The following is a 20,733-nucleotide window of genomic DNA, read 5'->3' on the forward strand; positions in this document are numbered from 1 at the left end:
GTTGAAGGGATGATGCCCTGACGCAACTGACCGCCGTGGTTCAGGCGTGGGCCCCCTCGGGGGAGAGAGGGCCCACGCTGTCGCGGATCCGGCTGTCAGACACGCGTAGGGCGTACCGGACCCGAGTTCATCAGGGGGAGTCGCGCAACAGCGGCCCCGAGTTCATACAGCGACGTCACGTCCCGGTCCAGAGGAATGAACACCACCCCCGTTTGATCGGGGTTGACGTACATGAGAGTCAGCCCGGTGCGGTCAATGTCGGCGCAGAACACCCTTCCCACGGTGTGAGGGCATGCGTGGTGGGTGGCTCGCGACCAGCAGGTGCAGCCCGGCAGGGCTTGTTGTCTCACCGCATCGCACAGCTTCGACAGGTGGAAGTCGCCAATGGAGGCGACGACGTCAAGGGCTGACAACTCGTCATCAGTGGACGGGAATACCTCGTCATTGGGCATGTCGGCGATGAGGGTGGGGATGTCGATCTCGGCGCTTCCCGCGGCGTCGTGCAGGATGGCCTGGCGTGGGTCAATGATGCCGACGAGGCCATCGTCGAATCCGGTTATCAGTGACACCTCACTCGGCAACACGTCGGTGGCCAGCAAGTGATCGACCTGGTCGGTGCTCAACCAGGTGACGGTTCCGAGGATGTGGAGGGTGGCCGCCAGCAACCGGATTGCAGGTTCTGGGGCGTCCTTGGAAATCTCCAGGTGAACGTCGGTCGGTACGCCAGCAGGAATCTGGCAGAGCGACTGTGTTGGGTGGGACCGCATCGCGACGACGAATCGCCCCGACGCTGTGACTCCGTGAGCCTGCAGGTCGCACGTCCACTCGTCGGGGTGACCGTTGGCCGAGATCATCGTGTGGGCGACCATCGTGGTCATGCCCGCGCCGCCGAGTATGCGCCGCGCGAGAGAAGAGCTGCGTTGTGGCAAGATCGATGCGATGTGGGCCTCCAGATCTGAGGCCGCGCCGTCGTTGGTGTTGCCGGTGGCAGTCATCGTCACATCCCTTCGGTTTAGGCGAGCCTAATCTAACATGAAGGGACTATGGGGGGATGAGCCGGGGGTCAATTTGTTGGAAGGTCCCGTGGTGATGGCGAGAACTTGTGGGGTTCGTGCCATCTGGAGTGGCAGGGGACCTCAATCTTGTCGGGAATTCCACGAGCTGACCAGTATGAGTCATCGGTGGTAGTGGCGGGCCTGAGTCCAGTGGGTGTGGGTGAGAACGACCAGCATCAGGCGGGAACGATGCCAGCCATGATCTGGCGCAGGACGTGTTCGGGGAATACCGTCCGAGGGCGGTGCCGCCGGTGAAGGTGGGAGGCAAGCCAGTCCAGCACAAATTGTGGGTGTTGCCTGATCATGGTGGGAGTGGCGTGGAGGATCTTCCAGCCCGACCGGTCGAGGTTGGCTGAACGCATCATCGTGTTCTCGTAGCCGTCGATCGTTCCGTGTATCACCCGGCCGTCAATCTCCACGGCGACCTTTTCGGCTTCGAAGGCCTTGTCGAGGATGTATCGGCGATCCCCGGCTCGCACTGCATGATTTGGCTTCACGCCAGTGATGCCGACGGCTCGTATCAACCTTCCGAATTCCAGTTCGGGGATCGACCAGGACCTGAGGTTGATGTCGGCGAGGGCGGACGCGATCTGATGTCGGCTGAATCGCCAGGACAAGCTGGATCGCGAGGTTCGACACGACTCCGGGCTCACCAACCCCTGTCGGAGTGCCTCACAGACCCATGCCCAGTCCCCGCGGATTGCCAGGAGGAGCACTGACACCTCGGGCTCCACGACCCACATGCCATGTCTGTCTGTCACGTACCGACGGGGGACTCGCCACCGGTGGACACGGATGCCCTCCCGTTCAATTGAGCGGGTACGTGAGTAGGCCTCGACTTCCTTCACGGCATCGAGACCGTGAAGGTACTCGCCTGGTGGTTTCAACCCCTGCATGACGAGGGCGGCCTTGCCGATGAGTACGGCATCCCGGTGCCACAGGTGCACCCCTTTGATCCGTACTCTCGGGTCACGTGCAACTGTTGCCGGGGACACCACACCGGGGAGTATCCGCACCGCATTCCCGGCGGCTACCGCCCGGTCTGCTTGTCCTCGCAGGTGGCTAAATCGATGGATGCGGGCCACTCCGCCGTTTGCGCGCCATTCGAAGCCGAGTTCGTTCATACCCTCAGTTGTCGCCTGAGGTTCTGAAATCCGTCACCCTCGGTGAAATCTGTGGACAAGAGTGTGGGGGCACTCCAACATCTCTGTGGAAAACTTCTGAAGGGCGCTTCTGGCTGCTACCACTGGTGGCAACCAGGCCGCGACCTCACGGCATTACCTCGCGGTTTGGGGGTGAGGGGCATGGGCCGGGGGGTGGATGCGCCTCGGGGAATTGGGGTACCGGCGGGGCCTTGATGTCGGTGACCAGAGGAGCGCACGCCCTACCGCCTCCAGTTTGAACCTCGGTGTGCAACCCGTGTATGCTTCTGCCGTTGCCCTCGAGCAAACGGGAGTTGGCCGCCGCGGTCGCTCCGTCTGTCCGACACAGCGATGTCGTGATGCGGTTCCGATCTCCGGCGTGTCACGTCGTCGAGTGGAGGAATCGCCCGCAGAGCACCACCACGTTGCAAGATCCCTGTGCGTGATCTCACGCATGGGACCGAGTTCGAGAAGGTACCTGTGACCACCTACAGCCCCAAGGCCGGCGAGGTGCAGCGCAATTGGTACGTCATCGACGCCGAGGACATCGTCCTGGGCCGTCTGGCCACCACCGCTGCCACCCTCCTGCGCGGCAAGCACAAGCCGCAGTACGCCCCCCACATCGACACCGGTGACTTCGTCGTCGTCGTCAACGCCTCCAAGATTGCGCTGACCGGCAAGAAGGCCACTGACTCGCTGCGTTACGACCACTCCGGTCGTCCGGGTGGCCTGCGCGTCACCAGCATAGGCGAGATGCTCGAGAAGGACCCGCGCCGCGCTGTCGAGCGCGCGGTGTGGGGCATGATGCCCAAGAACAAGCTGTCGCGTCAGCAGCTCAAGAAGCTGAAGGTCTACGGCGGCCCTGAGCACCCGCACGCTGCGCAGAACCCGCAGCCCTACGAGATCACCCAGATCGCCCAGTGATCGTCCACGAAGGATTGTGACAGTGACTGACACCGCAACCGAGAACCTCGAGAACACCGAGGTCACCCCGTTCATCGAGGGCGACCGTGAGATCGCCTACCGCACCGACTCCACCCCGGCCGTGGCCGCTGGCGAGTCCAATCGCCCCGCCATGATCGCCGCTGGTGCTGCCACCGGTCGCCGCAAGGAGGCCATCGCCCGCGTCCGCATCATCCCCGGCTCCGGCCAGTGGAAGATCAACGGCCGCACTTTGGAGGACTACTTCCCGAACAAGGTCCACCAGCAGATCGTGACCGAGCCCTTCACCACCGCTGGTGTTGAGGGTGCCTACGACGTCATCGCCCGTATCGGCGGTGGCGGCATTACCGGCCAGGCTGGCGCACTGCGTCTGGGCATCGCCCGCGCGCTCAACAACGTTGACGCCGAGGCCTCCCGCCCCGCCCTCAAGAAGGCCGGCATGCTGACCCGTGACGCCCGCGTCAAGGAGCGTAAGAAGGCCGGACTCAAGAAGGCCCGTAAGGCTCCGCAGTACTCGAAGCGTTGATCTGGTCCTTTCCCAGAAACTCGGGGCGGCTCTCCCATGGTGGAGGGCCGCCCCGAGGCGTTTCTCGACCCACCCCCGGCTGTCGACGAGCGGAATGTTCCTGCGACGCGCGTGGATTTCCTGGGAAGTTGCCGACCCGCTGCCACGTCTCGTGGCAGCACCCCAGGTACCTGTCAGCATCTCCACGGGTGATCGGAGGAGGCTCGAGGACACCCCCCGACGCCAGTGTCGAATCCCCCGATCCTGGCAGGCTCGGCGGGTATTTCGTTCACTTGGCGTGAGCGGTGGGTAGAGTGGTACTTCGTGGCACGACTTTTTGGAACTGACGGAGTACGCGGCGTGGCCAACCAGGACCTCACCGCCGAACTGGCCCTCGACCTCTCGGTTGCGGCCGCCCACGTCCTGGGTGAGGCTGGCGCCTTCGGGCACCGCCAACCCACCGCGTTGGTAGCACGTGACCCTCGCGCCTCGGGCGAGTTCCTTGAGGCGGCCGTATGCGCCGGTTTGGCAAGTGCAGGTGTTGACGTCCTGCGCGTGGGCATCATCCCGACTCCGGCTGCGGCTTACCTCGTGAACGAGTACCGCACCGACCTCGGCGTCATGCTGTCAGCCTCCCACAACCCCATGCCTGACAACGGCATCAAGTTCTTCTCGCGCGGCGGTGTGAAGCTCCCCGACGACCTCGAGGACGCCATCGAGCAGCGTATGGGTGAGCCGTGGGCTCGACCCATCGGCGACAAGGTGGGACGCATCCGTTACACCCCACAGGCCGTCGACACCTACGTCGACCACCTGGTGCGTTCACTGCGCCAGCAGGACACCCTCAAGGGGCTCAAAATTGTCCTCGACACCGCCAACGGCGCCTCCTACTACACCGCCTCGGCGGCCTTCAGGGCCCAAGGGGCGGAGGTCATCGCGCTCCACGACCAGCCTGACGGTCTCAACATCAACGAGCGCTGCGGTTCCACTCACCCGGAGAAGTTGCAGGTCAAGGTCGTTGAGGTTGGGGCCGACATGGGCCTGGCCTTCGACGGCGATGCCGACCGCTGCCTGGCCGTCGACCACGAGGGCAACATCATCGACGGCGACCACATCATCGCCATCCTCGCCCTGGCCCTCCAGGAGGACCATCGTCTGGCCTCCAACACCGTCGTCGCGACGATCATGAGCAACCTCGGCCTCATTCTGGCGATGCGTGAGCACGACATTCACGTCGACCAGACCAAGGTTGGTGACCGCTACGTGCTCGAGTCGATGAACGCGAACGGGTTCTCGCTCGGCGGCGAGCAGTCCGGTCATGTCATCATGAGCGAGTTCGCCACCACCGGTGACGGCGTCCTCACCGGTCTGCATCTGTCGGCCCGTGTCGCCCGCACTGGCAAGACCCTCAAGGAGCTGGCGTCGGTGATGACCCGCCTGCCGCAGGCCCTCGTCAACGTACGCGGGGTCGACAAGCTTCGTGCCGGCATCGACCCGGACGTCAACAAGGCGGTCGCCGACGCCAACCAGAAGCTCGGTGACACCGGGCGCGTCGTGCTTCGCCCGTCGGGCACCGAGCCGGTCGTGCGGGTCATGGTCGAGGCTGTCACCCAGGAGGAGGCCGACCAGATCTGCTCCGAGCTGGCCAAGACCGTCAAGACCTGCCTGGCCCTGTGAAGCTCTGATCGTGGCATTGTTCCGTCGCCGCCCTGATGCCGACCTGCCCGGTCTGGACGTCGGGGCGGCGAATTGTCTGCGTGGCATGGTCGAGGAGTCCTTGGCAGCCATGGGGATCGACGCGAGGGTTGAGGGCGATCATGCGGTGACTTCCGTTGGTGACATCCCCTTGGCCCCCATGGTCGACGAGCTCGACGGTCATGATCGCAGGGACTGGCAGGTGGTCGTTGACGAACTCGTCACGCGCATGGTGCGCTCCCTTCTCGACGGGGCGACCCGCCTGACCGACGCCACCCTCGCTGACCACGTCGTCGTGAGGATCGTGGGAGATCGGGAGCGAGCCGGACGCAGTTTCGATTACGCGCGTCCTCTGGTGTCGCCCGCGACGGGGTCCCCGATTCCCGGACTCCTCGTCGCCCTGGCGTGGCTGAACGACGAGGTCGAGCTTCTCAATGACGCGGCTCTGGCCGAGATCGACGATCTGGACACCGCTTATCGTCTTGGCTCAAAGAGGCTGGCAACCGTATTGACCGACGATCTCGACGTCACCCGGCACGGAAACATCATGACCGTCGCGGGGTCGTCCTGGTTGGTGTCCTCCTGGCTCCTCGTGCCCGAGTTGGGACAGCCCGTCGCTGACGAATTGGGACATGACGTCCTCGTCGGGATCGAGTCCCCGGACAAGGTCCTCATCTCGGCGATCAGCGACGCACACGAGCTCGATTCGGCCGTGTCGCCGTCGCGAGTCGCTGACCCCTTCGCCTGGCACATCGGCTGAACAGTCACCCAGGCGGATCGGGGTGACCCGGTGTGGCTCAGACCTTCCGAATCCACACGTTGCGGACCTCGTGGTCGGGGCCCTTGTGAAGGATCGCGGTGGCGCGGCCGCGGGTGGGTAGCACGTTCTGAACCAGGTTTGGGCCGTTGATGGTGTCCCAGATCTCCCTGGCCACGCAGATGGCCTCGTCGTCGGGCATGCGCGCGTAGTCGCCGAAGAAGGAATCCGGATCGGTGAACGCGGTCTGGCGTAGGGTCAGGAATCTGTTGATGTACCACCGAATGATGTCGGTCTCCTCAGCGTCGACGTACACCGAGAAGTCGAAGAAGTCGCTCAGCGCCAGTCCCATCGTCCCGCTGCTGCGACGACGCGGTGGCTGCAGGACATTGAGGCCCTCGATGATGAGGACGTCAGGTTGACGGACGACGAGCTGTTGACCGGGGACGATGTCGTAGGTGACGTGGGAGTACACCGGGGCCGTGACCTCGGGCATCCCGGACTTCACGCCGACGACGAATTTCAGCAACGCCTTGCGGTCGTACGACTCCGGGAATCCCTTTCGCGACAGCAGGCCGCGCTCCTCGAGAACCTTGTTGGGGTAGAGGAATCCGTCGGTTGTCACCAGATCGACGATCGGACGACGGGGGGATCGTCCCATCAATTCCTGCAAGAGGCGGGCGACGGTTGACTTGCCGACCGCCACCGACCCAGCGATCCCGATGATGAACGGGGTACGCCGCATGCCATGGCGGGTGAGCTGCAGAAAGGTGTTGGAGGCGTCGAAAAGGGCGCCGGTGTGCATGCAGTACAGGTGGATGAGCTGAGTCAGCGGGCGGTACACCTCAACGACGTCGCGGTGGCTCGTGGGGTCGCCAAGACCGCGGATACGATCCAGGGTGGCCTCATCAATGTCGATCTCGGTGGACTCGGCAAGGGCGGCCCAGGACTCCCGCGACAACTCGATGAATGGACCTGGTTCGGTGTTGTCGTCGTCTGCGGGAGCAGGTGGGGTGAGATTCACGGTGGACACCTCATCGTGGCTGTGTATGACGTCGAACGACTGTACTCATCCGAGGGCACCGTGCACAGTCCAATGCGTGGACGGCGCAGCCCTGCAAGGCTGCGCCGTCAGTGGTGAGAACGAACAGGATCAGCCGAGGAAGGGCTGTGGGGCGCAGACCACGGGCTTGGCCTGGTCAGGGTCCAGGGCGTTGACGGCCATCTGGTACACGTTGGTGTCGTAGGTGAAGTTGACATGGCTGGCGTGGTCAGCGTGGCAGGTGTTCTGAACGAGGATGTTCTTGACGCCGGGCTCGTACAGGAAGGCGTTGGTGAACGGCACCACGACGTCGTCGTAGCGGCCTTCGATGACTGTGTACTTGACGCCGGGGCGGGTCACCGGGCCGTTGCCGTACAGTTCCTTGTTGAAGCGGGACGAGCCGAGCTGCTGTTCGTAGCTGGCGATGTTGGCCTTGGCGAAGGCGCTCTCGATCTGCTCGTGTGTGGCCTCGTCAACGGCCTCGTTGACGAACTTGGAGACGGCCTTCGGGCCGACGCCGTGGTTCGACGGGGCGAGGGCGATGAGCTTGTCGACCTTCTTGTCGCCGCCGAGCTTGGTGATGTAGTAGTTCGGCAGCGGGCCGCCACCCTGGGACCATCCGATGATGTCGACCTTCTTGGACCCGGTGGCCTCGAGAACGCGATCGACGAAACCGGCAACGGCCTTGGCGGAGACTCGGATGTCACCGGTGTAGGCGAAGTTCGGTAGCAGCTTCAGTCCGTTGAAGTTGGGGGAGAAGACGCAGTAGCCGAGTTTGGTGAGCTTCGGGGAGTACATCGACCAGGATGCGTAGGCGTCGGAGTTCGTGCCGGGCAGCAGGACGACGGGGTTCTGGCCCTCGCGCGGCTTGCAGCCGAAGTCGTTGGCTCCCTGGGGATTGGTACCAGGGTGGGCCAGGGCGTAGATGGAGGCCGGGTAGGTGAACAGCTTGCGGGGCCCGTCACCAGCCGACGGAACACCGTCCGGGCTGCCAGGCATGGTGATCTCGGGCGGAACCGAGGTGTCGGCTTCGGCGGCATGCGCCGGGGCAGTCGAGATGGCCGCGAAGGCGGTGGCCACGACGGTGGTCAGGGAGGTCAGGACTGCTGCGAACTTCTTTGATCTCATGCGTTGTTTCCTCAATCATGCGTCGGTGCAGGATGTGCAAGAACCTATGAGTCGGCAGGGTCATGGGAGATGGGTATCCGTGAACCAGGCTATTTGTGCAAATCGCGAGGTCATCACACGTTCAAATGTTCAGGCGTTGCGGTTCGCCACCCGCTCATGATTCATGTACGTTTCTTGCCATGTGCGGAATCGTTGGTTACTGCGGTCATCGACAGGCCGAGCGCGTCATCATCGACGGGCTCCGGCGTCTCGAATATCGAGGATATGACTCAGCTGGATTGGCGGTCGTGGCAGATGGGGGCCTGCATCGGGCCAAGAAGTCAGGCAAGTTGACCAATCTTGAGGCAGAGCTCGCTGCTCATCCGCTCCCGGAGTCCAATCAGGGCATCGGCCACACCCGCTGGGCGACCCACGGTGCCCCGACTGACGAGAACGCCCACCCTCACCTGTCCTTCGACGGTCGGGTCGCGGTCGTCCACAATGGCATCATTGAGAACTTCGCCTCGCTGCGTGCCGAGCTCCAGGGACAGGGCGTCACCTTCACCTCGGAGACGGATACCGAGACTGCAGCGCACATGCTCGCCCTGCACATGCAGCAGGGTTCCTCCCTGGCTGAGGCTATGGGCGCGGTGGCCTCCCGACTCGAGGGCGCCTTCACCCTCGTCGCCATCAGTGCCGACGCCCCGGACACCGTCGTGGCTGCTCGTCGCAACTCCCCGCTGGTCGTCGGGCTGGGACAGGGGGAGAACTTCCTGGCCTCCGACGTCGCCGCCTTCATCGAACACACCCGCGAGGCCCTCGAGCTGGGTCAGGATCAGGTCGTCGTGCTGACCTCCGAGGATGTCACTGTCACTGACTTCGACGGTCATCCCAGCCAGGCCCGCCCCTACCACGTCGACTGGGATCTGTCGGCGGCTGAGAAGCAGGGCCACGACTGGTTCATGCGCAAGGAGATCTTCGAGCAACCGCGCGCTGTCGCCGACACCTTGCTGGGTCGCTGGTCCGACCGAGGCGAACTGGTCCTCGACGAGATCCGCATCTCTCCGGAGGATCTGCGACGCATCACCAAGATCGTCGTGGTGGCATGCGGGTCCTCCTACTACGCCGGCATGGTCGCGAAGTACGCCATTGAGCACTGGACCCGCGTGGCCTGTGAGGTCGATCTGGCCAGCGAGTTCCGTTACCGCGACCCGATCATCGATCCGACGACCCTGGTCGTGACGATCTCCCAGTCCGGCGAGACCGCCGACACCCTCATGGCCATTCGGCACGCTCGTGAGCAGCATGCCAAGGTCATCGCCATCTGCAACACCAATGGTGCGACGATTCCGCGTGAGTCCGACGCCGTCATCTACACCCACGCCGGCCCGGAGATCGGCGTCGCGTCGACCAAGGGATTCCTCACCCAGGTGGTTGCCTGCTACTTGCTGGGCCTCTACCTGGCTCAGGTGCGTGGCATGAAGTACGGCGACGAGATTCGCGGCGTGATGTCCGAGCTCGATCAGATGCCGGGCAAGATTCAGGAGGTCCTCGACGAGATCGAGCCGGTCTACGAGCTGGCCCGGGTCATGGCCAAGGAGGAGGAAGCCGTCTTCTTCCTGGGCCGCCACGTCGGTTACCCGGTGGCCCTGGAAGGCGCGCTCAAGCTCAAGGAGATCGCCTACATGCACGCCGAGGGCTTCGCCGCTGGCGAGCTCAAGCACGGCCCGATCGCCGTCATCGAGGAGGACACCCCGGTCTTCGTCGTTGTGCCTCCGAAGGGTCGCGACCAGCTTCACGACAAGGTGGTGTCCAACATTCAGGAGATCCGTGCCCGCGGTGCCCGGACAATTGTGCTCGCCGAGCGTGGTGACGACGACGTCAAACCATTCGCGGATACCTTTGTCGAGCTGCCGGCGTGCTCGACCCTGCTGCAGCCCTTGGTGGCTGCCGTGCCGTTGCAGGCGTTTGCCTGTGAATTGGCAACGGCCAAGGGTCACGATGTTGATCAGCCACGGAACTTGGCGAAGTCGGTCACCGTGGAGTGATGTCTGCACGAGTTCGCCCCCGGAATCCGGGGATTCCGGGGGCGATGTGCGTTGTGCCTGAGACGTCAGCGGGACGGTTGCTCCTGGTGATCGGCCTCGTCGAAGTTGAAGATCTGCAGGAATGTCCTCGCGCGCTCGCTCGTCGGGTTGGTGAAGAACTGGTCCGGTTTCGAGATCTCGACGATCTGTCCGGCGTCCATGAAGACGATTCGGTCGGCAATGGCTCGCGCGAAATCCATCTCGTGAGTGACGAGAACCAGGGTCATGCCGTCTCGGGCAAGCTCGAGGACGACGTCGAGGACCTCGTGGACCATCTCGGGATCCAGGGATGCCGTCACCTCGTCAAGGAGGACGACCTCTGGCTCCATCATGAGTGCTCGCACGATCGCCACGCGCTGCTTCTGGCCACCCGAGAGCTGGCGGGGAAGGGCCGAGGCGCGGTCGAGCAGCCCGACGCGGTCGAGCAGTCGGCGGGCGCGTCCTCGCGAGACCTCCTTGGGCTCGTGCTTGACGAGTCGGGGGGCCAACAACAGGTTGTCCTCGACGCTCAGATGTGGGAACACCTCGTAATTCTGGAAGACCATGCCGACGCGTTCGCGTATCTGGCGCAGCCCCGACGGGGTGTACTCCAGGGCCTTGCCGTCGAAGGTCACGGTGCCCGAGTCGATCGTCTCGAGGCCGTTGATGGTGCGCAGCAGGGTCGACTTGCCGCAGCCGGAAGGGCCGACTATGACGACGACCTCGGACCGGGCGACGTCGAGGGAGACGTCACGCAGGGCCGTCACCCCATTGGCATAGGTCTTGGTGACCCCCTCGAGGGTCAGGTGGTGATCTGTCATGACAGCGCCATCTTCCTTTCGAGGTGACGGGAGTACATGGAAATGACGAAGCAGACGGCGAAGTACAGGAAGAAGACCGTCCCGTAGATCCACAGCGCGGCGTCCGGGTGATCGAAACGGTTGCGATCGATGATCGCCTGGGCCACCTTGAGGATCTCGACGACACCGATGAGGCAGACGAGGGCCGTCGTCTTGATCATGCGGGTGACGAGATTGACCGTCAGTGGCACGAGCTGGCGAAGTGCCAGCGGCATGACGATGTGTCGTCGTACCGCACGGTCAGACATGCCGAGGGCTTGGGCGCTGACGATCTGGTGATGGGGTACCGCCGCGATGGCTCCACGCACGAGGTCGCCCATCTCCGCAGTGCCCCACAGGGTGAAGACGATGATCGCAGCTGCCTCGCCACTGACGTCGAGGCCGGCCACTTGAGCCATGTCGAAGTAGACGACGAAGAGCAGCACGAGCTGGGGGAGCAGCCTCAACGCCTCGACGTAGCCACGAGTCAGGATTCGCACCCACAGATGCCGGGAGTCCATGACCAGCCCGAGTGGGAGGGCAAGCGCGATGGACAACACCATCGAGACGAGGGCGATCCGCACCGAGACCCACAGCCCCTGTAGCAGCAGGACCCAGGTCTGGGGATCAAGCAGTGGCTGCATGACGACGTGTCCTCCTCTCGAGGTAGCGGCCCAGCAGGGCGATCGGGATGAGGATGAGCAGGTAGAACACGACGAGGAGGAAGAGAGCCTCGGTCGTCGTGTAGGAGTTGCCGATCTGTTCCTTGGCCCGATAGACGAGGTCCGGCAGGGCGACGACGGACACCATCGAGGTCTCCTTGACGAGGAAGATGGTGTTGGCGGTGAGTGCCGGCATCGCGGTGGCCACCCCCTGGGGCGCCAGGACGTGGACGAAGGTCTGCCGGCGATTCAGTCCGAGGGCCGCGGCGCTCATGCGATGGATCTGGGGGATCTCGTCGAGGCCGGACCGCAGCGCCTCAGCCATGTAGGACCCGCCCAGGAACGTCAGTCCGACGATGGCGCAGGTCTCGCCGGACATGATGACGCCGACCTTCGGCAGGCCATAGAACAGAAAGAACAACTGGACCAACAGCGGGGTGTTGCGCGACAGCTCGACGTAGACGGCGACGATCTGGCGTACCACCGGGATGCGGAAGTACTGCACAGCCGCGCAGAGCGCGCCGAGGAGCAGTGACGCGAGGACACCGATGATGCCGATGCGAGCAGTGAGGGCGGCCGCCTCCGCATAGAGCGGGAGCGACCGTCCGATGACGTCGAAATCCATGTGATCTGACGTAGGGGGCGAGCCCTACTTCCTTCCACCTTCGATGACGAGCTGGTCGGGCTTGATGGTGTCGCCGTAGACCGGCTCCAGGGTCTTCTTGAAGTTCTGATGGAAGAACTTCTCCTTGCCGAGCGTGACGAGGTCGTCGTTGATCCACTTTCGCAGCGGGTCGTTGCCCTTGTGGACTGCCGGGGCGATGGTCGCCTTGTCGCCGAAGGAGGTGATACCGGTGACGAACTTGTCATTCTGGCGCGTGAATGCCACGGCCTCGGTGTTGTCGGTGATCCAGACGTCGCCGCGGCCATCGGCCAGGGCACTGGTGACCTCGGCGTATTGCTCGAACTTCGTCACCTTCCACTCCGGATGGTGTTCCTGGACCCAGGCATCCTGGCTGGTGCCCTTGACGACGAGGATCTTGGCGTGGTCGAGATCGGAGACCTTCGTGATCGGGTGGTCGGTCGGGGAGACGGCGCCGAAGGCCACCTGCATGTACGGATTGGCGAAGTCGACCTTCTTGGCGCGGTCTGTGGTGACGGTGAAGTTGGCAAGGATGATGTCAACCTTGCCCGACTCGAGGAACTCGACGCGGGATGCGGCGTCGACAGGGACCCATTCGAGCTTGACACCCATGTCCTTGGCGAGACGCTCGCCGTAGGTGATGTCGTAACCCTCGTAGGTGTTCTTGCCGGTGAGAGAGCCGAAGGGGGCCTTGTCAGCGAAGGTGCCGATGTGAATGGTGCCGTCCTTCCTGATCTGCTCGGGAGTGCGAGTACCGACGTTGCTTGCGGTCTCTGCGGAGTCTCCGGAGCTGCCTCCCACGTCAGGGGATCCACACCCGGCAGCGGCCACGACAGTCATCAGTCCGCACAACATGGCGACGACTGCGTGGGGGCGAGACCTGACAGTGGTGCGCGGGCTCGTGGCCTGGTTGTGACGCGTGATGCGGGACATGGGAATCTCCTGTTGCTGGTGACGTGTCCTCCAAGACTGGACTATCACATTGTCCTTGGGCTCTTCTGCCATTGTTGACGGTGTGAGATCGTCGTCCAACGGCGTCGTGAAGCCAAGAAAGTAGCTTGTTCATGGATCAAGAATTTTTTGAAAATGTCTTGTATTGAGAGATGTGCTCTCATCATGTAAGACTAGATGTCTGGTGAGCTCAGTTCAAGGTTGCTCGTTGCAATGATGTGCAGCGTCCAGCGCGTACCCTTGACGGGTGATCATGGCAATCGGGGTGGACGTCTGTGACGTCTCCAGGTGGGAGGCGGCTCTCAAGCGTCATCCGGGAATGGCCCGCAAGGTCCTCACCGACGCCGAGGTTGCGACGCCGTCACGCTCCCAGGCTGCCCGATTTGCCGCCAAAGAAGCTCTGTTCAAGGCGTTGGGTGGGGCAGACGGGCTGTCCTGGCAAGATTGCGAGGTGGTGTCCGACGGTGGCGTTCCGCAGTTCGAGTTGCGTGGATCCCTGGCACGACGGGCATCCGACCTGGGGGTGACGCGGGTGCATCTATCACTGAGTCATGACGCCGGCGTGGCTGTGGCCATGGTGGTGTGCGAGGGGTGACCCTCACGAGGGCCCACCCGGTGGCACCACGTCACCGAGCTGATGAGTGGTGAGGAGCAGGGGTGTTTGTCGACCCGCGAAGGACCGCACCCTGGGACAGGGTGTTCGGTGCGAGGAGCGTCATTCCGTGCAAGGTCCTTGATGACCTGCTGCGCCAAGGACCGTGCACCCGAGCTCAGTTGAGCCGGATGATCGGGGTCCCCAATGGCTCCATCACGAAGGCCGTCAATGTTCTGCTCGACTGCGGACTGGTGACGGCCGGGGAGATGACGACGTCTGCAGCGCGGTCCGGAATGGGGCGTCCGGGGGAGATCATCAATCCCAACAGCAGCCACGTGAGTCTCTTGGGGATGAAGATCCTGCCGACCTCGATCGTGGGATGTCGGACGAATCTCGCGGGCGATGTCGAACAATCGGAGACGATCGAGACGGGAGGTACCACTCGAGACCAGATTCTGACGGGATTGGTCCATGCGGCTCTTCGGCTCTCAAAGGAGAGCACCGTCATCGGGATCGGGGTTTCGATCGGAGGGATCGTCGGTACTGATCACGCCACCCTCCTGGTCAATGACTTGGTCGAGGCGGAGCCCGGGAGGATCCTTGACGGCCTTGCTGAGCGTGTGGGAGCCCCGGTGTACCTCGAGAATGATGTTCGATGTCTCGTTGCGATGGAACAACGAGTCGGGCTCGGTCGTCGAGCCTCCTCATTCAACGTCATCACCGTCGGAATGGGTGTCGCTGTCTGTGTCGTCGATCAGGGAGTCCAGGTGCGGGGAACGGGCGGCAAAGCTGGTCTGCAACAGCACCTCATGACGTATTCGCACACTCACGAGCGGTTGGTTCCTGCATCGCAGGTTCTCACGACCGACCCAATTCTGGCGCGAGCAGGGGAGCTCGGTCTGCCCACCGATGTCGATCAGTTGACGGCATTGGCCGAGACCGACGCGGATGCGGTGGCTGGACTGGGACGATACATGGCGGTCGGTTTGGCGCCGATTGTTGCGAATCTTCAGGCATTCACCGATCCACAAGCCTTGTTGGTCGGAGGTGAGCTCGGGCCAATTGTGGAGACCGGTATCCAAGATCTTGAGCGGGAGGTGGGACGCATCACCGGAGGATGCGTCCACCTTCCGCCTGTGCACTTCGCTGATTGGCATTTCGGTGACTGGGCCCGTGCAGCGGCGATGACCGCCTTGACATTGATACTGGCCCCCGAGCCCAGTTCGTGAGTGGGTCAATCAGCTATCGAATGGCTTTGTTCACGCGCTCATTCTGTGTGACGAAGACAGATGGCTCTTCCGTTCCCATCCACACCGAATCCAACGATGGCTGCAGGATGGAATCGACAGTGGCTGTGTTGTCGGCGATTGGATACAGCGCAGTTTCGCGACGTGTCACCCGATCGGTGAATGGCGTCACGTCGAGGCCATCCCTGTCGAAGGCCGCGATTGCTGCGTCGGTTCCCCGGGGCCGGGCCGGAAACACGATGGCGTCCTTTCCAATGACGACCTGGCACGCATCGGAGCCGAGATAGGACACGAGTTTTCCTGCTTCGGTCTTGTGCGTGGAACTCCGCGATATCGAGTCGCCGAGACCGTTGTACAACGAGACCGGATGGCCAGACGGTCCGCTCGGGAGGGGAGCGATGCCGAGTGTGATCCCCTCGAGATGGGCGTAGGTCTGAAGCATCCACGAGCCGGTGAGACTCATGGCGACCTTTCCGGACCCGAGCTGTTGATCACTGGTCACGCTCTTGCCGAACTGACCCATCTTGGGCATGTACCCCTTACGAGAGAGGCCGGTGTACCAACCGATGGACTTGATGAACCGGGGATCGTCGTATTGGAATCGAGTGCCCCACGTGGGCTTGTCCGTATGACGCCAACCGGTCGACAGGGCAAAGGGGGACCAGTTTGTCTGGCCGGCATAGTCGAAATACGGGTCAGTACCAAGCGCGTACTGCTTCACATGCGCCGGGTCGAACGTCGGGTCATCGCCTCGGCGTCCCTTGTCGTCGATGGTGAGCTTGGCCAAGATCTTCTCGAGGCTGCCCCCGTCATCTGGGTTCCAGGTCGCAGTTTCCAGTTCCTTCGTGGTCACTCCGGCGTCTTCGAGCTTCTTCTGGTCGTACATCAGGGCGATGGTGTCGTAATCCTTCGGCATCCCGTAGAGGTGTCCGTCGTCCCCGGTCCACAGGGATGTCAGACCGGGCATGAAGTCAGAGGGCTTGACCTTTCCAATGCTGTCCACCTCGTCCAGTGGTTGCAGGACGTTTCGGCGCATGAACTGCGGATAACGGCCGACATGGTCCGTGAAGACGTCGGGGGCGGTTCCGGCGACGAAGCTGGCGGTGAGCTTGGTCCAATAATCGCCCCATCCCATTTGGGTGATTCGAACCGAGATGTCAGGATTCTCTGCCTCAAAGTCGTGGATGCACTTCGCATAGGAGGGAAGCTGATTTGCGTCCCACAACCAGTAATCGATCTGGGCCTTGGCGGATGTCGTTTGGCTGCAGCCCGCACTCGCAGCAGTCATTGCGGCGGCGAGGGCAAGTGACGCGATTCGGGACCGAATCTTGCAAAAGTTCTTCTTGTGTTCCTTCATGATTGATGACTCACTTGATTCCGTTGAAGCCGATGGAGTTCACGATGCGCTTGGCAAAGCATGCGAACAGGATGAGCATCGGGAGGGCAGACACGAGAGTGGCGGACATGAGTCCTGACCAGTCGGTGCCAGACTGCGGGGACTGAGCCCTGAACACTCCGAGGGCGACGGTGAGGACGCGTGACTTGTCGGTGTAGGAGATCATCAGCGACCAGAAGTACTCGTTCCACGCCGTGATGTAGGTCAGGAGCGCGAGTGTGGCGATGGGGGCCGACGACATGGGAAGGACGAGCTGCCAGAACACCCGCGTCTTTGACGCGCCGTCAATGAGGGCGGCTTCCTCGACCTCGCGGGAAATGTTCATGAAGAACTGCCGGAGGAAGAACACTGCGAATGGGGAGATCAACAGGGTGGGAAGCATGATTCCCAGCAAGGTGTCGATGAGGTGCAGATGCTTCATGAGGACGAAGTTGGGCAGCAGGGTGAAGATCGATGGGATCATCATCGCTCCCAGGAAGATGGCGAAGACGGCGTCCCTGCCACGCCATTTCAGACGGGCGAAGGCATATGCAGCCATGGCACAACTCAATGTCTGCACGACAGTGATCACTGTTGCCACGATCACCGAGTTGAGGAGGTAGCGCCAGAAATTCATCGACGCTCCCGAACCGCCCTGTGCTACCGCGGTGGCGACATCCTGTGTGCCGAAGACACGCTCGAAGCCACCGAGATTCGTTCCCACTGGGAGAAGGGAATCGGGGTTGGTGGCGAGCATGTAATTGCTGGAGAGCGCAGTTCGAAGGATCCAGTAGAACGGGAAGAGCGTGATGAACAAGATGATGAGCATGAACGCCCAACCGATGATCCGTCCAATGGTCGGCCGCTTCTTGTGTGATCCTGAGGATGCGGCCTGAGCGGTCTTGGGTGATGCAATCGTGAGTGATGACATTGGTCCCTCAGTTCAGATCGGTCTGGCCGGCGCGGGTCAGTTTGTATTGGATGACGGTGATGATGACGAGAATGATCAACAGGGCCACGGACAGGGCCGAGGCATAACCGAAGTCGTACTCGCCGAAGGCCTTCTGATAGATGTACATCTGCAGCACGTTCGATGCGTCGGCCGGTCCGCCGGTCGTGGAAACCGCGACGGTGTCGAACACCTGGAACGATCCAATGATCGTCATGATCAGGACCAGGGCGAGGATGGGCCGCAGTAGAGGCATGGTGATGCGGAAGAACATCGACACCTCGGAGGCGCCGTCCGTTCGTCCGGCCTCGTAGAGGTTCTCGGGGATTCCCTGTAAGCCTGCGAAGATCAGCAATGCTGTGTAACCCATGTTTCGCCAGACATTGACTAACGCGATCGTCGGGATGACCCACTTTGGATCACTCCAGAAGCCGATGGCCTCCCCGCCCAGCTTGACGATGAGCTGGTTCACGATGCCGAACTGGATGTCGAGCATCCACAAGAAGGTCAGCGCCGTGACGACGTTTGACACAAGGTACGGGCTGAGGATGAGTGACCGGACCACTGTCGACGTCGTCAATCTGTGCATGAGAGCGGCGATGAGGACGGCGAGGATCGTCTGGACACCGATGTTGATGGCGACGTACTCGACGGTCACTTTCAGGGAATTCCAGAACCTGTCGTCTGCGATGAGGGCTCGGTAGTTGTCCAGGCCCGTCCATCGAGGCGGGGTGAGGACGTCATAGCTCGTGAAGCTGTAGTAGATGCCGGTCACGAGGGGCCAGATGAGGAACGCGATCAGGCCGATGCTGGCCGGGGCGATGAAACACAGTGCCAGGCTCAAGTCTGAGCCGTGTGCTGGACGTGATCGCCTCATCGTTGAGGCAGAGATGGACATGTGATCTTCCTTCTGTGATCTGTTGTCGTCAGTTCTTCGACATGCCGGAGATCTCGATAAGCAGTGCATGCTCGGAATTGAGTCCTGGAGCCTGGATGCCGACAGCCTCCAATGAAGCGCCGGTGAGGTCGACCCCGTCGAACCATGACGCATCGACCATTCCCTTGACCGGATGGCCCACCTGGACTGGTCGGACGTGATACGTCATCTCGGGGTCGAGTCCTGGGAAGCGGATGTTGCCGCGTGGGGACATGGGCGAGCGGTACCTGGCAACCAGGCTGAACAGAGCGTGGTGACGATCTTGAGAGACGACTCCGTGCAGCCACAGGGACTCGTCCGCGCGGTCGGCCCTGACGACCGTCCCGGTGTTGAGGAACTGACGGTTCTCCTTGTAGAAGTCGATCCATTCCTTGAGCTCAGCCAGCTCGTCGTCATCGATGGAAGTGATGTCCCACTCGATGCCAAGGTGTCCAAAGATGGCGGTCGCCGCACGGAAGGACAGGTCATGGGTACGACCGGAGCTGTGGGAGGTGGCCGAGGCGATGTGGCTTCCCAGGAACTCCGGAGGGAGGAGTTGCTTGGCCCAGCGCAGCATCACCTGGCGTTCCAGCGGATCGATGCAGTCGGACACCCAGATCCGAGAGCAGCGGCGTATCAGTTCGAGGTCGACGCGAGAACCACCTGACGAGCATGACTCGATCTCCAGACCGGGGTGTTCGGCCAACAAAGTCTCGATGAGTCGGTAAGTCGCCAGTGTCTGTTCGTGCACGGCGGGTACACCGGTCGCGCGGGTGCCCGACTCGAGAAGGTTTCGGTTGTGGTCCCACTTGATGTAGTCGAGCCCGTACTCCTCAATGATTGCCGCAATACTGTCGTGGATGTACTGCCACGCCTCTGGGATGGTGAGGTTGAGTACTTGCTGGTGGCGCCATTGGCGGGGGAGACGCTGCCCAGGAGCCATCAGCCAGTCCGGATGGTTGCGAGCCAAGTCGGAATCCTCGTTGACCATTTCGGGTTCAAACCACAGCCCGAACTGCATGCCGAGGGACTTCACGTGAGTGACCAGGGGATGGAGGCCTTCGGGCCACACGTCGGGAGAGACGGTCCAGTCTCCCAAGCCTGAGTAATCGTCACGACGAGAACCGAACCATCCGTCATCAACGACGTATCGCTCGACGCCGACAGCGGCAGCGCGGTCGGCAAGGGTCATGAGCTTGTCGAAGTTCTGGTCGAAGTAGACGGCCTCCCAGACGTTCAAGGAGACCGGGCGATCAGGGGACAGCGGATGAAGATTGTGACGGACGTGGTCGTGGAAGCGTGAGGCGATCCCGTCGAGGCCGACTGCATGGTTGAGGTAGAGGGTGGGCGAGGTGTGGCTCTCGTCGGGATGCAGAACAACCTCGCCCGGCAACAGGATCTCCCCAGCAGCCATCACCTGGAATCCCTGGACGAGCTTCTCGACGTAGTAGCGATTGTTTCCTGACCAAGCCAGATGGGTCGCCCAGATCTCACCATGACGGAATCCGAATCCGGGAGTGCCGACGTGCATGACCCATGCGGTGTCGGGGCCCGTGACGCCGCGGCGCACCTCTCGGCAGTGAGTTCCGTAGCTGACTGGGGTGCGTTGCGGAGTGTGTTCAAGTCCCCAACGTCCAGTGAAGTCAAGAATCTCGCTGGCTTCAAAGGGGACCGGAGCGCAGTGCTGGAGCGAGTTCAGGTGGTAGTCGTCGGGGCCGGTGTTGATGAGGCGGGAGCTGACCGTGACAAGGCCGGAGGACAGCATCGTCAGTGTCGAGGTGAGTGCAATGCCTGCGTCGGGGTCGACCGAGTCAACCTCCAAGGTGCCGGTGGTCGCCTCAGCGAACCCCTCGACCTCACGACCGTCAAGACGGATGGCTGTGGTGTGGAGATGCGGTGAGAAACCACTCCGGGACCCACGATGACCCTCGATTCCGGGCCGACCGAGCCAGCCGTCCCCGGACTGAGGCAGTAGCGCGACGTGGACAGGTTCGTCGATGGAGTTACCGACCTGGGTCTGGATGCACGAGGTCCGCAGGTCCTCGGCGAGGTGCTCGTCAAGGTGGCCGAGGTCACGGCCCCAGTGGGTGATTGATGCCTGCCGGTCATCGACCACGGATACGACGAATGAGACACCGGCAGTGTGCAAGTGAATGGTGGTGCTCTTCATGGCGGCCTCCTGTCATCGAGTGAACAACTTTGTTTCTCTAGAAAGTAAATCGCGTCAACGGTATCCCAGGCATGT

At 62.4% G+C, this 20,733-nt stretch carries 19 protein-coding genes; 7 read left to right on the forward strand and 12 right to left on the reverse strand.

Going from position 1 to position 20,733, the window contains the following annotated elements:
- Positions 1-95: 95 nt before the first annotated feature.
- Both ACUCCZ_RS01875 and ACUCCZ_RS01880 read right to left on the reverse strand, forming a co-directional pair.
- Positions 96-995: a hypothetical protein gene (locus ACUCCZ_RS01875; RefSeq protein ID WP_435917872.1), complete on the reverse strand. Its 900-nt coding sequence runs from the start codon at positions 993-995 to the stop codon at positions 96-98.
- Positions 996-1,231: 236 nt separating this feature from the next.
- Positions 1,232-2,179, reverse strand: a complete 948-nt coding sequence (locus tag ACUCCZ_RS01880) for a hypothetical protein (protein WP_435917871.1) — start codon at positions 2,177-2,179, stop codon at positions 1,232-1,234.
- 498 nt (positions 2,180-2,677) lie between these two features.
- Between ACUCCZ_RS01880 and rplM the strand changes: the two genes are divergently transcribed.
- The 4 genes from rplM (at position 2,678) to ACUCCZ_RS01900 (ending at position 6,099) form a co-directional block, all read left to right on the forward strand.
- The gene (gene rplM / locus ACUCCZ_RS01885) at positions 2,678-3,121 is read left to right on the forward strand and encodes a 50S ribosomal protein L13 (protein ID WP_435917870.1); all 444 of its coding nucleotides are present in this window, start codon (positions 2,678-2,680) and stop codon (positions 3,119-3,121) included.
- Positions 3,122-3,143: 22 nt separating this feature from the next.
- Positions 3,144-3,665: a 30S ribosomal protein S9 gene (gene rpsI / locus ACUCCZ_RS01890; protein ID WP_435917869.1), complete on the forward strand. Its 522-nt coding sequence runs from the start codon at positions 3,144-3,146 to the stop codon at positions 3,663-3,665.
- Between the two features lie 303 nt (positions 3,666-3,968).
- A complete protein-coding gene (gene glmM / locus ACUCCZ_RS01895; RefSeq protein WP_435917868.1) occupies positions 3,969-5,321 on the forward strand; it encodes a phosphoglucosamine mutase in 1,353 nt (450 codons plus the stop codon).
- A 109-nt stretch (positions 5,322-5,430) separates the two neighbouring features.
- Positions 5,431-6,099: a hypothetical protein gene (locus ACUCCZ_RS01900; protein ID WP_435917974.1), complete on the forward strand. Its 669-nt coding sequence runs from the start codon at positions 5,431-5,433 to the stop codon at positions 6,097-6,099.
- A 37-nt stretch (positions 6,100-6,136) separates the two neighbouring features.
- On the opposite strand, the gene coaA is transcribed toward ACUCCZ_RS01900, so the two are convergent.
- Both coaA and ACUCCZ_RS01910 read right to left on the reverse strand, forming a co-directional pair.
- On the reverse strand, positions 6,137-7,120 hold the full coding sequence (gene coaA / locus ACUCCZ_RS01905) for a type I pantothenate kinase (protein WP_435917867.1): 984 nt from the start codon (positions 7,118-7,120) through the stop codon (positions 6,137-6,139).
- Between the two features lie 129 nt (positions 7,121-7,249).
- A complete protein-coding gene (locus ACUCCZ_RS01910; RefSeq protein WP_435917866.1) occupies positions 7,250-8,266 on the reverse strand; it encodes an esterase/lipase family protein in 1,017 nt (338 codons plus the stop codon).
- Positions 8,267-8,445: 179 nt separating this feature from the next.
- Here ACUCCZ_RS01910 and glmS point away from each other — a divergent pair, with 179 nt between their 5' ends.
- Positions 8,446-10,293, forward strand: coding sequence for a glutamine--fructose-6-phosphate transaminase (isomerizing) (gene glmS / locus ACUCCZ_RS01915; RefSeq protein WP_435917865.1), 1,848 nt, complete (start codon positions 8,446-8,448; stop codon positions 10,291-10,293).
- A gap of 65 nt (positions 10,294-10,358) precedes the next feature.
- On the opposite strand, the gene ACUCCZ_RS01920 is transcribed toward glmS, so the two are convergent.
- From ACUCCZ_RS01920 to ACUCCZ_RS01935, 4 genes are read right to left on the reverse strand one after another with little or no spacing between them, the layout of a single operon-like run.
- Positions 10,359-11,132: an amino acid ABC transporter ATP-binding protein gene (locus ACUCCZ_RS01920; RefSeq protein WP_435917864.1), complete on the reverse strand. Its 774-nt coding sequence runs from the start codon at positions 11,130-11,132 to the stop codon at positions 10,359-10,361.
- Positions 11,129-11,794 (reverse strand): amino acid ABC transporter permease, encoded by a 666-nt coding sequence (locus ACUCCZ_RS01925; RefSeq protein ID WP_435917863.1) that lies wholly within the window; start codon positions 11,792-11,794, stop codon positions 11,129-11,131. Before ACUCCZ_RS01925 ends, ACUCCZ_RS01920 begins: the two co-directional genes overlap by 4 nt.
- Entirely contained in the window at positions 11,778-12,437 is a 660-nt protein-coding gene (locus ACUCCZ_RS01930; RefSeq protein ID WP_435917862.1) for an amino acid ABC transporter permease, read from the reverse strand. Before ACUCCZ_RS01930 ends, ACUCCZ_RS01925 begins: the two co-directional genes overlap by 17 nt.
- A gap of 24 nt (positions 12,438-12,461) precedes the next feature.
- Positions 12,462-13,388 (reverse strand): transporter substrate-binding domain-containing protein, encoded by a 927-nt coding sequence (locus tag ACUCCZ_RS01935; protein ID WP_435917861.1) that lies wholly within the window; start codon positions 13,386-13,388, stop codon positions 12,462-12,464.
- Positions 13,389-13,653: 265 nt separating this feature from the next.
- On the opposite strand from ACUCCZ_RS01935, the gene ACUCCZ_RS01940 reads away from it, so the two are divergent.
- Together ACUCCZ_RS01940 and ACUCCZ_RS01945 are read left to right on the forward strand one after the other, a co-directional pair.
- A complete protein-coding gene (locus tag ACUCCZ_RS01940) occupies positions 13,654-14,001 on the forward strand; it encodes a holo-ACP synthase (RefSeq protein ID WP_435917860.1) in 348 nt (115 codons plus the stop codon).
- Positions 14,002-14,102: 101 nt separating this feature from the next.
- Complete coding sequence (locus ACUCCZ_RS01945; protein ID WP_435917859.1) at positions 14,103-15,230, forward strand: ROK family protein; 1,128 nt, start codon at positions 14,103-14,105, stop codon at positions 15,228-15,230.
- A gap of 13 nt (positions 15,231-15,243) precedes the next feature.
- On the opposite strand, the gene ACUCCZ_RS01950 is transcribed toward ACUCCZ_RS01945, so the two are convergent.
- Genes ACUCCZ_RS01950 through ACUCCZ_RS01965 form a run of 4 tightly spaced genes read right to left on the reverse strand, consistent with a single transcriptional unit; the run spans position 15,244 to position 20,658 of the window.
- Positions 15,244-16,605, reverse strand: coding sequence for an ABC transporter substrate-binding protein (locus tag ACUCCZ_RS01950; RefSeq protein ID WP_435917858.1), 1,362 nt, complete (start codon positions 16,603-16,605; stop codon positions 15,244-15,246).
- Between the two features lie 10 nt (positions 16,606-16,615).
- Positions 16,616-17,554: a carbohydrate ABC transporter permease gene (locus ACUCCZ_RS01955; protein ID WP_435917857.1), complete on the reverse strand. Its 939-nt coding sequence runs from the start codon at positions 17,552-17,554 to the stop codon at positions 16,616-16,618.
- 7 nt (positions 17,555-17,561) lie between these two features.
- Entirely contained in the window at positions 17,562-18,470 is a 909-nt protein-coding gene (locus ACUCCZ_RS01960) for a carbohydrate ABC transporter permease (protein WP_435917856.1), read from the reverse strand.
- A gap of 28 nt (positions 18,471-18,498) precedes the next feature.
- Positions 18,499-20,658, reverse strand: coding sequence for an alpha-galactosidase (locus ACUCCZ_RS01965; RefSeq protein ID WP_435917855.1), 2,160 nt, complete (start codon positions 20,656-20,658; stop codon positions 18,499-18,501).
- Positions 20,659-20,733: the final 75 nt, after the last annotated feature.

The organism is Cutibacterium nasicola, assembly GCF_052654715.2.

What these genes read in the sequence shown, in the direction of transcription:
- ACUCCZ_RS01910 (WP_435917866.1), bottom strand. Translation starts at nt 8,266, where the DNA reads ATGAGATCAAAGAAGTTCGCAGCAGTCCTGACCTCCCTGACCACCGTC.
- ACUCCZ_RS01965 (WP_435917855.1), bottom strand. Translation starts at nt 20,658, where the DNA reads ATGAAGAGCACCACCATTCACTTGCACACTGCCGGTGTCTCATTCGTC.
- ACUCCZ_RS01950 (WP_435917858.1), bottom strand. Translation starts at nt 16,605, where the DNA reads ATGAAGGAACACAAGAAGAACTTTTGCAAGATTCGGTCCCGAATCGCG.
- ACUCCZ_RS01875 (WP_435917872.1), bottom strand. Translation starts at nt 995, where the DNA reads ATGACTGCCACCGGCAACACCAACGACGGCGCGGCCTCAGATCTGGAG.
- ACUCCZ_RS01960 (WP_435917856.1), bottom strand. Translation starts at nt 18,470, where the DNA reads ATGTCCATCTCTGCCTCAACGATGAGGCGATCACGTCCAGCACACGGC.
- glmS (WP_435917865.1), top strand. Translation starts at nt 8,446, where the DNA reads ATGTGCGGAATCGTTGGTTACTGCGGTCATCGACAGGCCGAGCGCGTC.
- ACUCCZ_RS01935 (WP_435917861.1), bottom strand. Translation starts at nt 13,388, where the DNA reads ATGTCCCGCATCACGCGTCACAACCAGGCCACGAGCCCGCGCACCACT.
- ACUCCZ_RS01880 (WP_435917871.1), bottom strand. Translation starts at nt 2,179, where the DNA reads ATGAACGAACTCGGCTTCGAATGGCGCGCAAACGGCGGAGTGGCCCGC.
- ACUCCZ_RS01900 (WP_435917974.1), top strand. Translation starts at nt 5,431, where the DNA reads ATGGGGATCGACGCGAGGGTTGAGGGCGATCATGCGGTGACTTCCGTT.
- ACUCCZ_RS01930 (WP_435917862.1), bottom strand. Translation starts at nt 12,437, where the DNA reads ATGGATTTCGACGTCATCGGACGGTCGCTCCCGCTCTATGCGGAGGCG.
- ACUCCZ_RS01955 (WP_435917857.1), bottom strand. Translation starts at nt 17,554, where the DNA reads ATGTCATCACTCACGATTGCATCACCCAAGACCGCTCAGGCCGCATCC.
- ACUCCZ_RS01925 (WP_435917863.1), bottom strand. Translation starts at nt 11,794, where the DNA reads ATGCAGCCACTGCTTGATCCCCAGACCTGGGTCCTGCTGCTACAGGGG.
- ACUCCZ_RS01920 (WP_435917864.1), bottom strand. Translation starts at nt 11,132, where the DNA reads ATGACAGATCACCACCTGACCCTCGAGGGGGTCACCAAGACCTATGCC.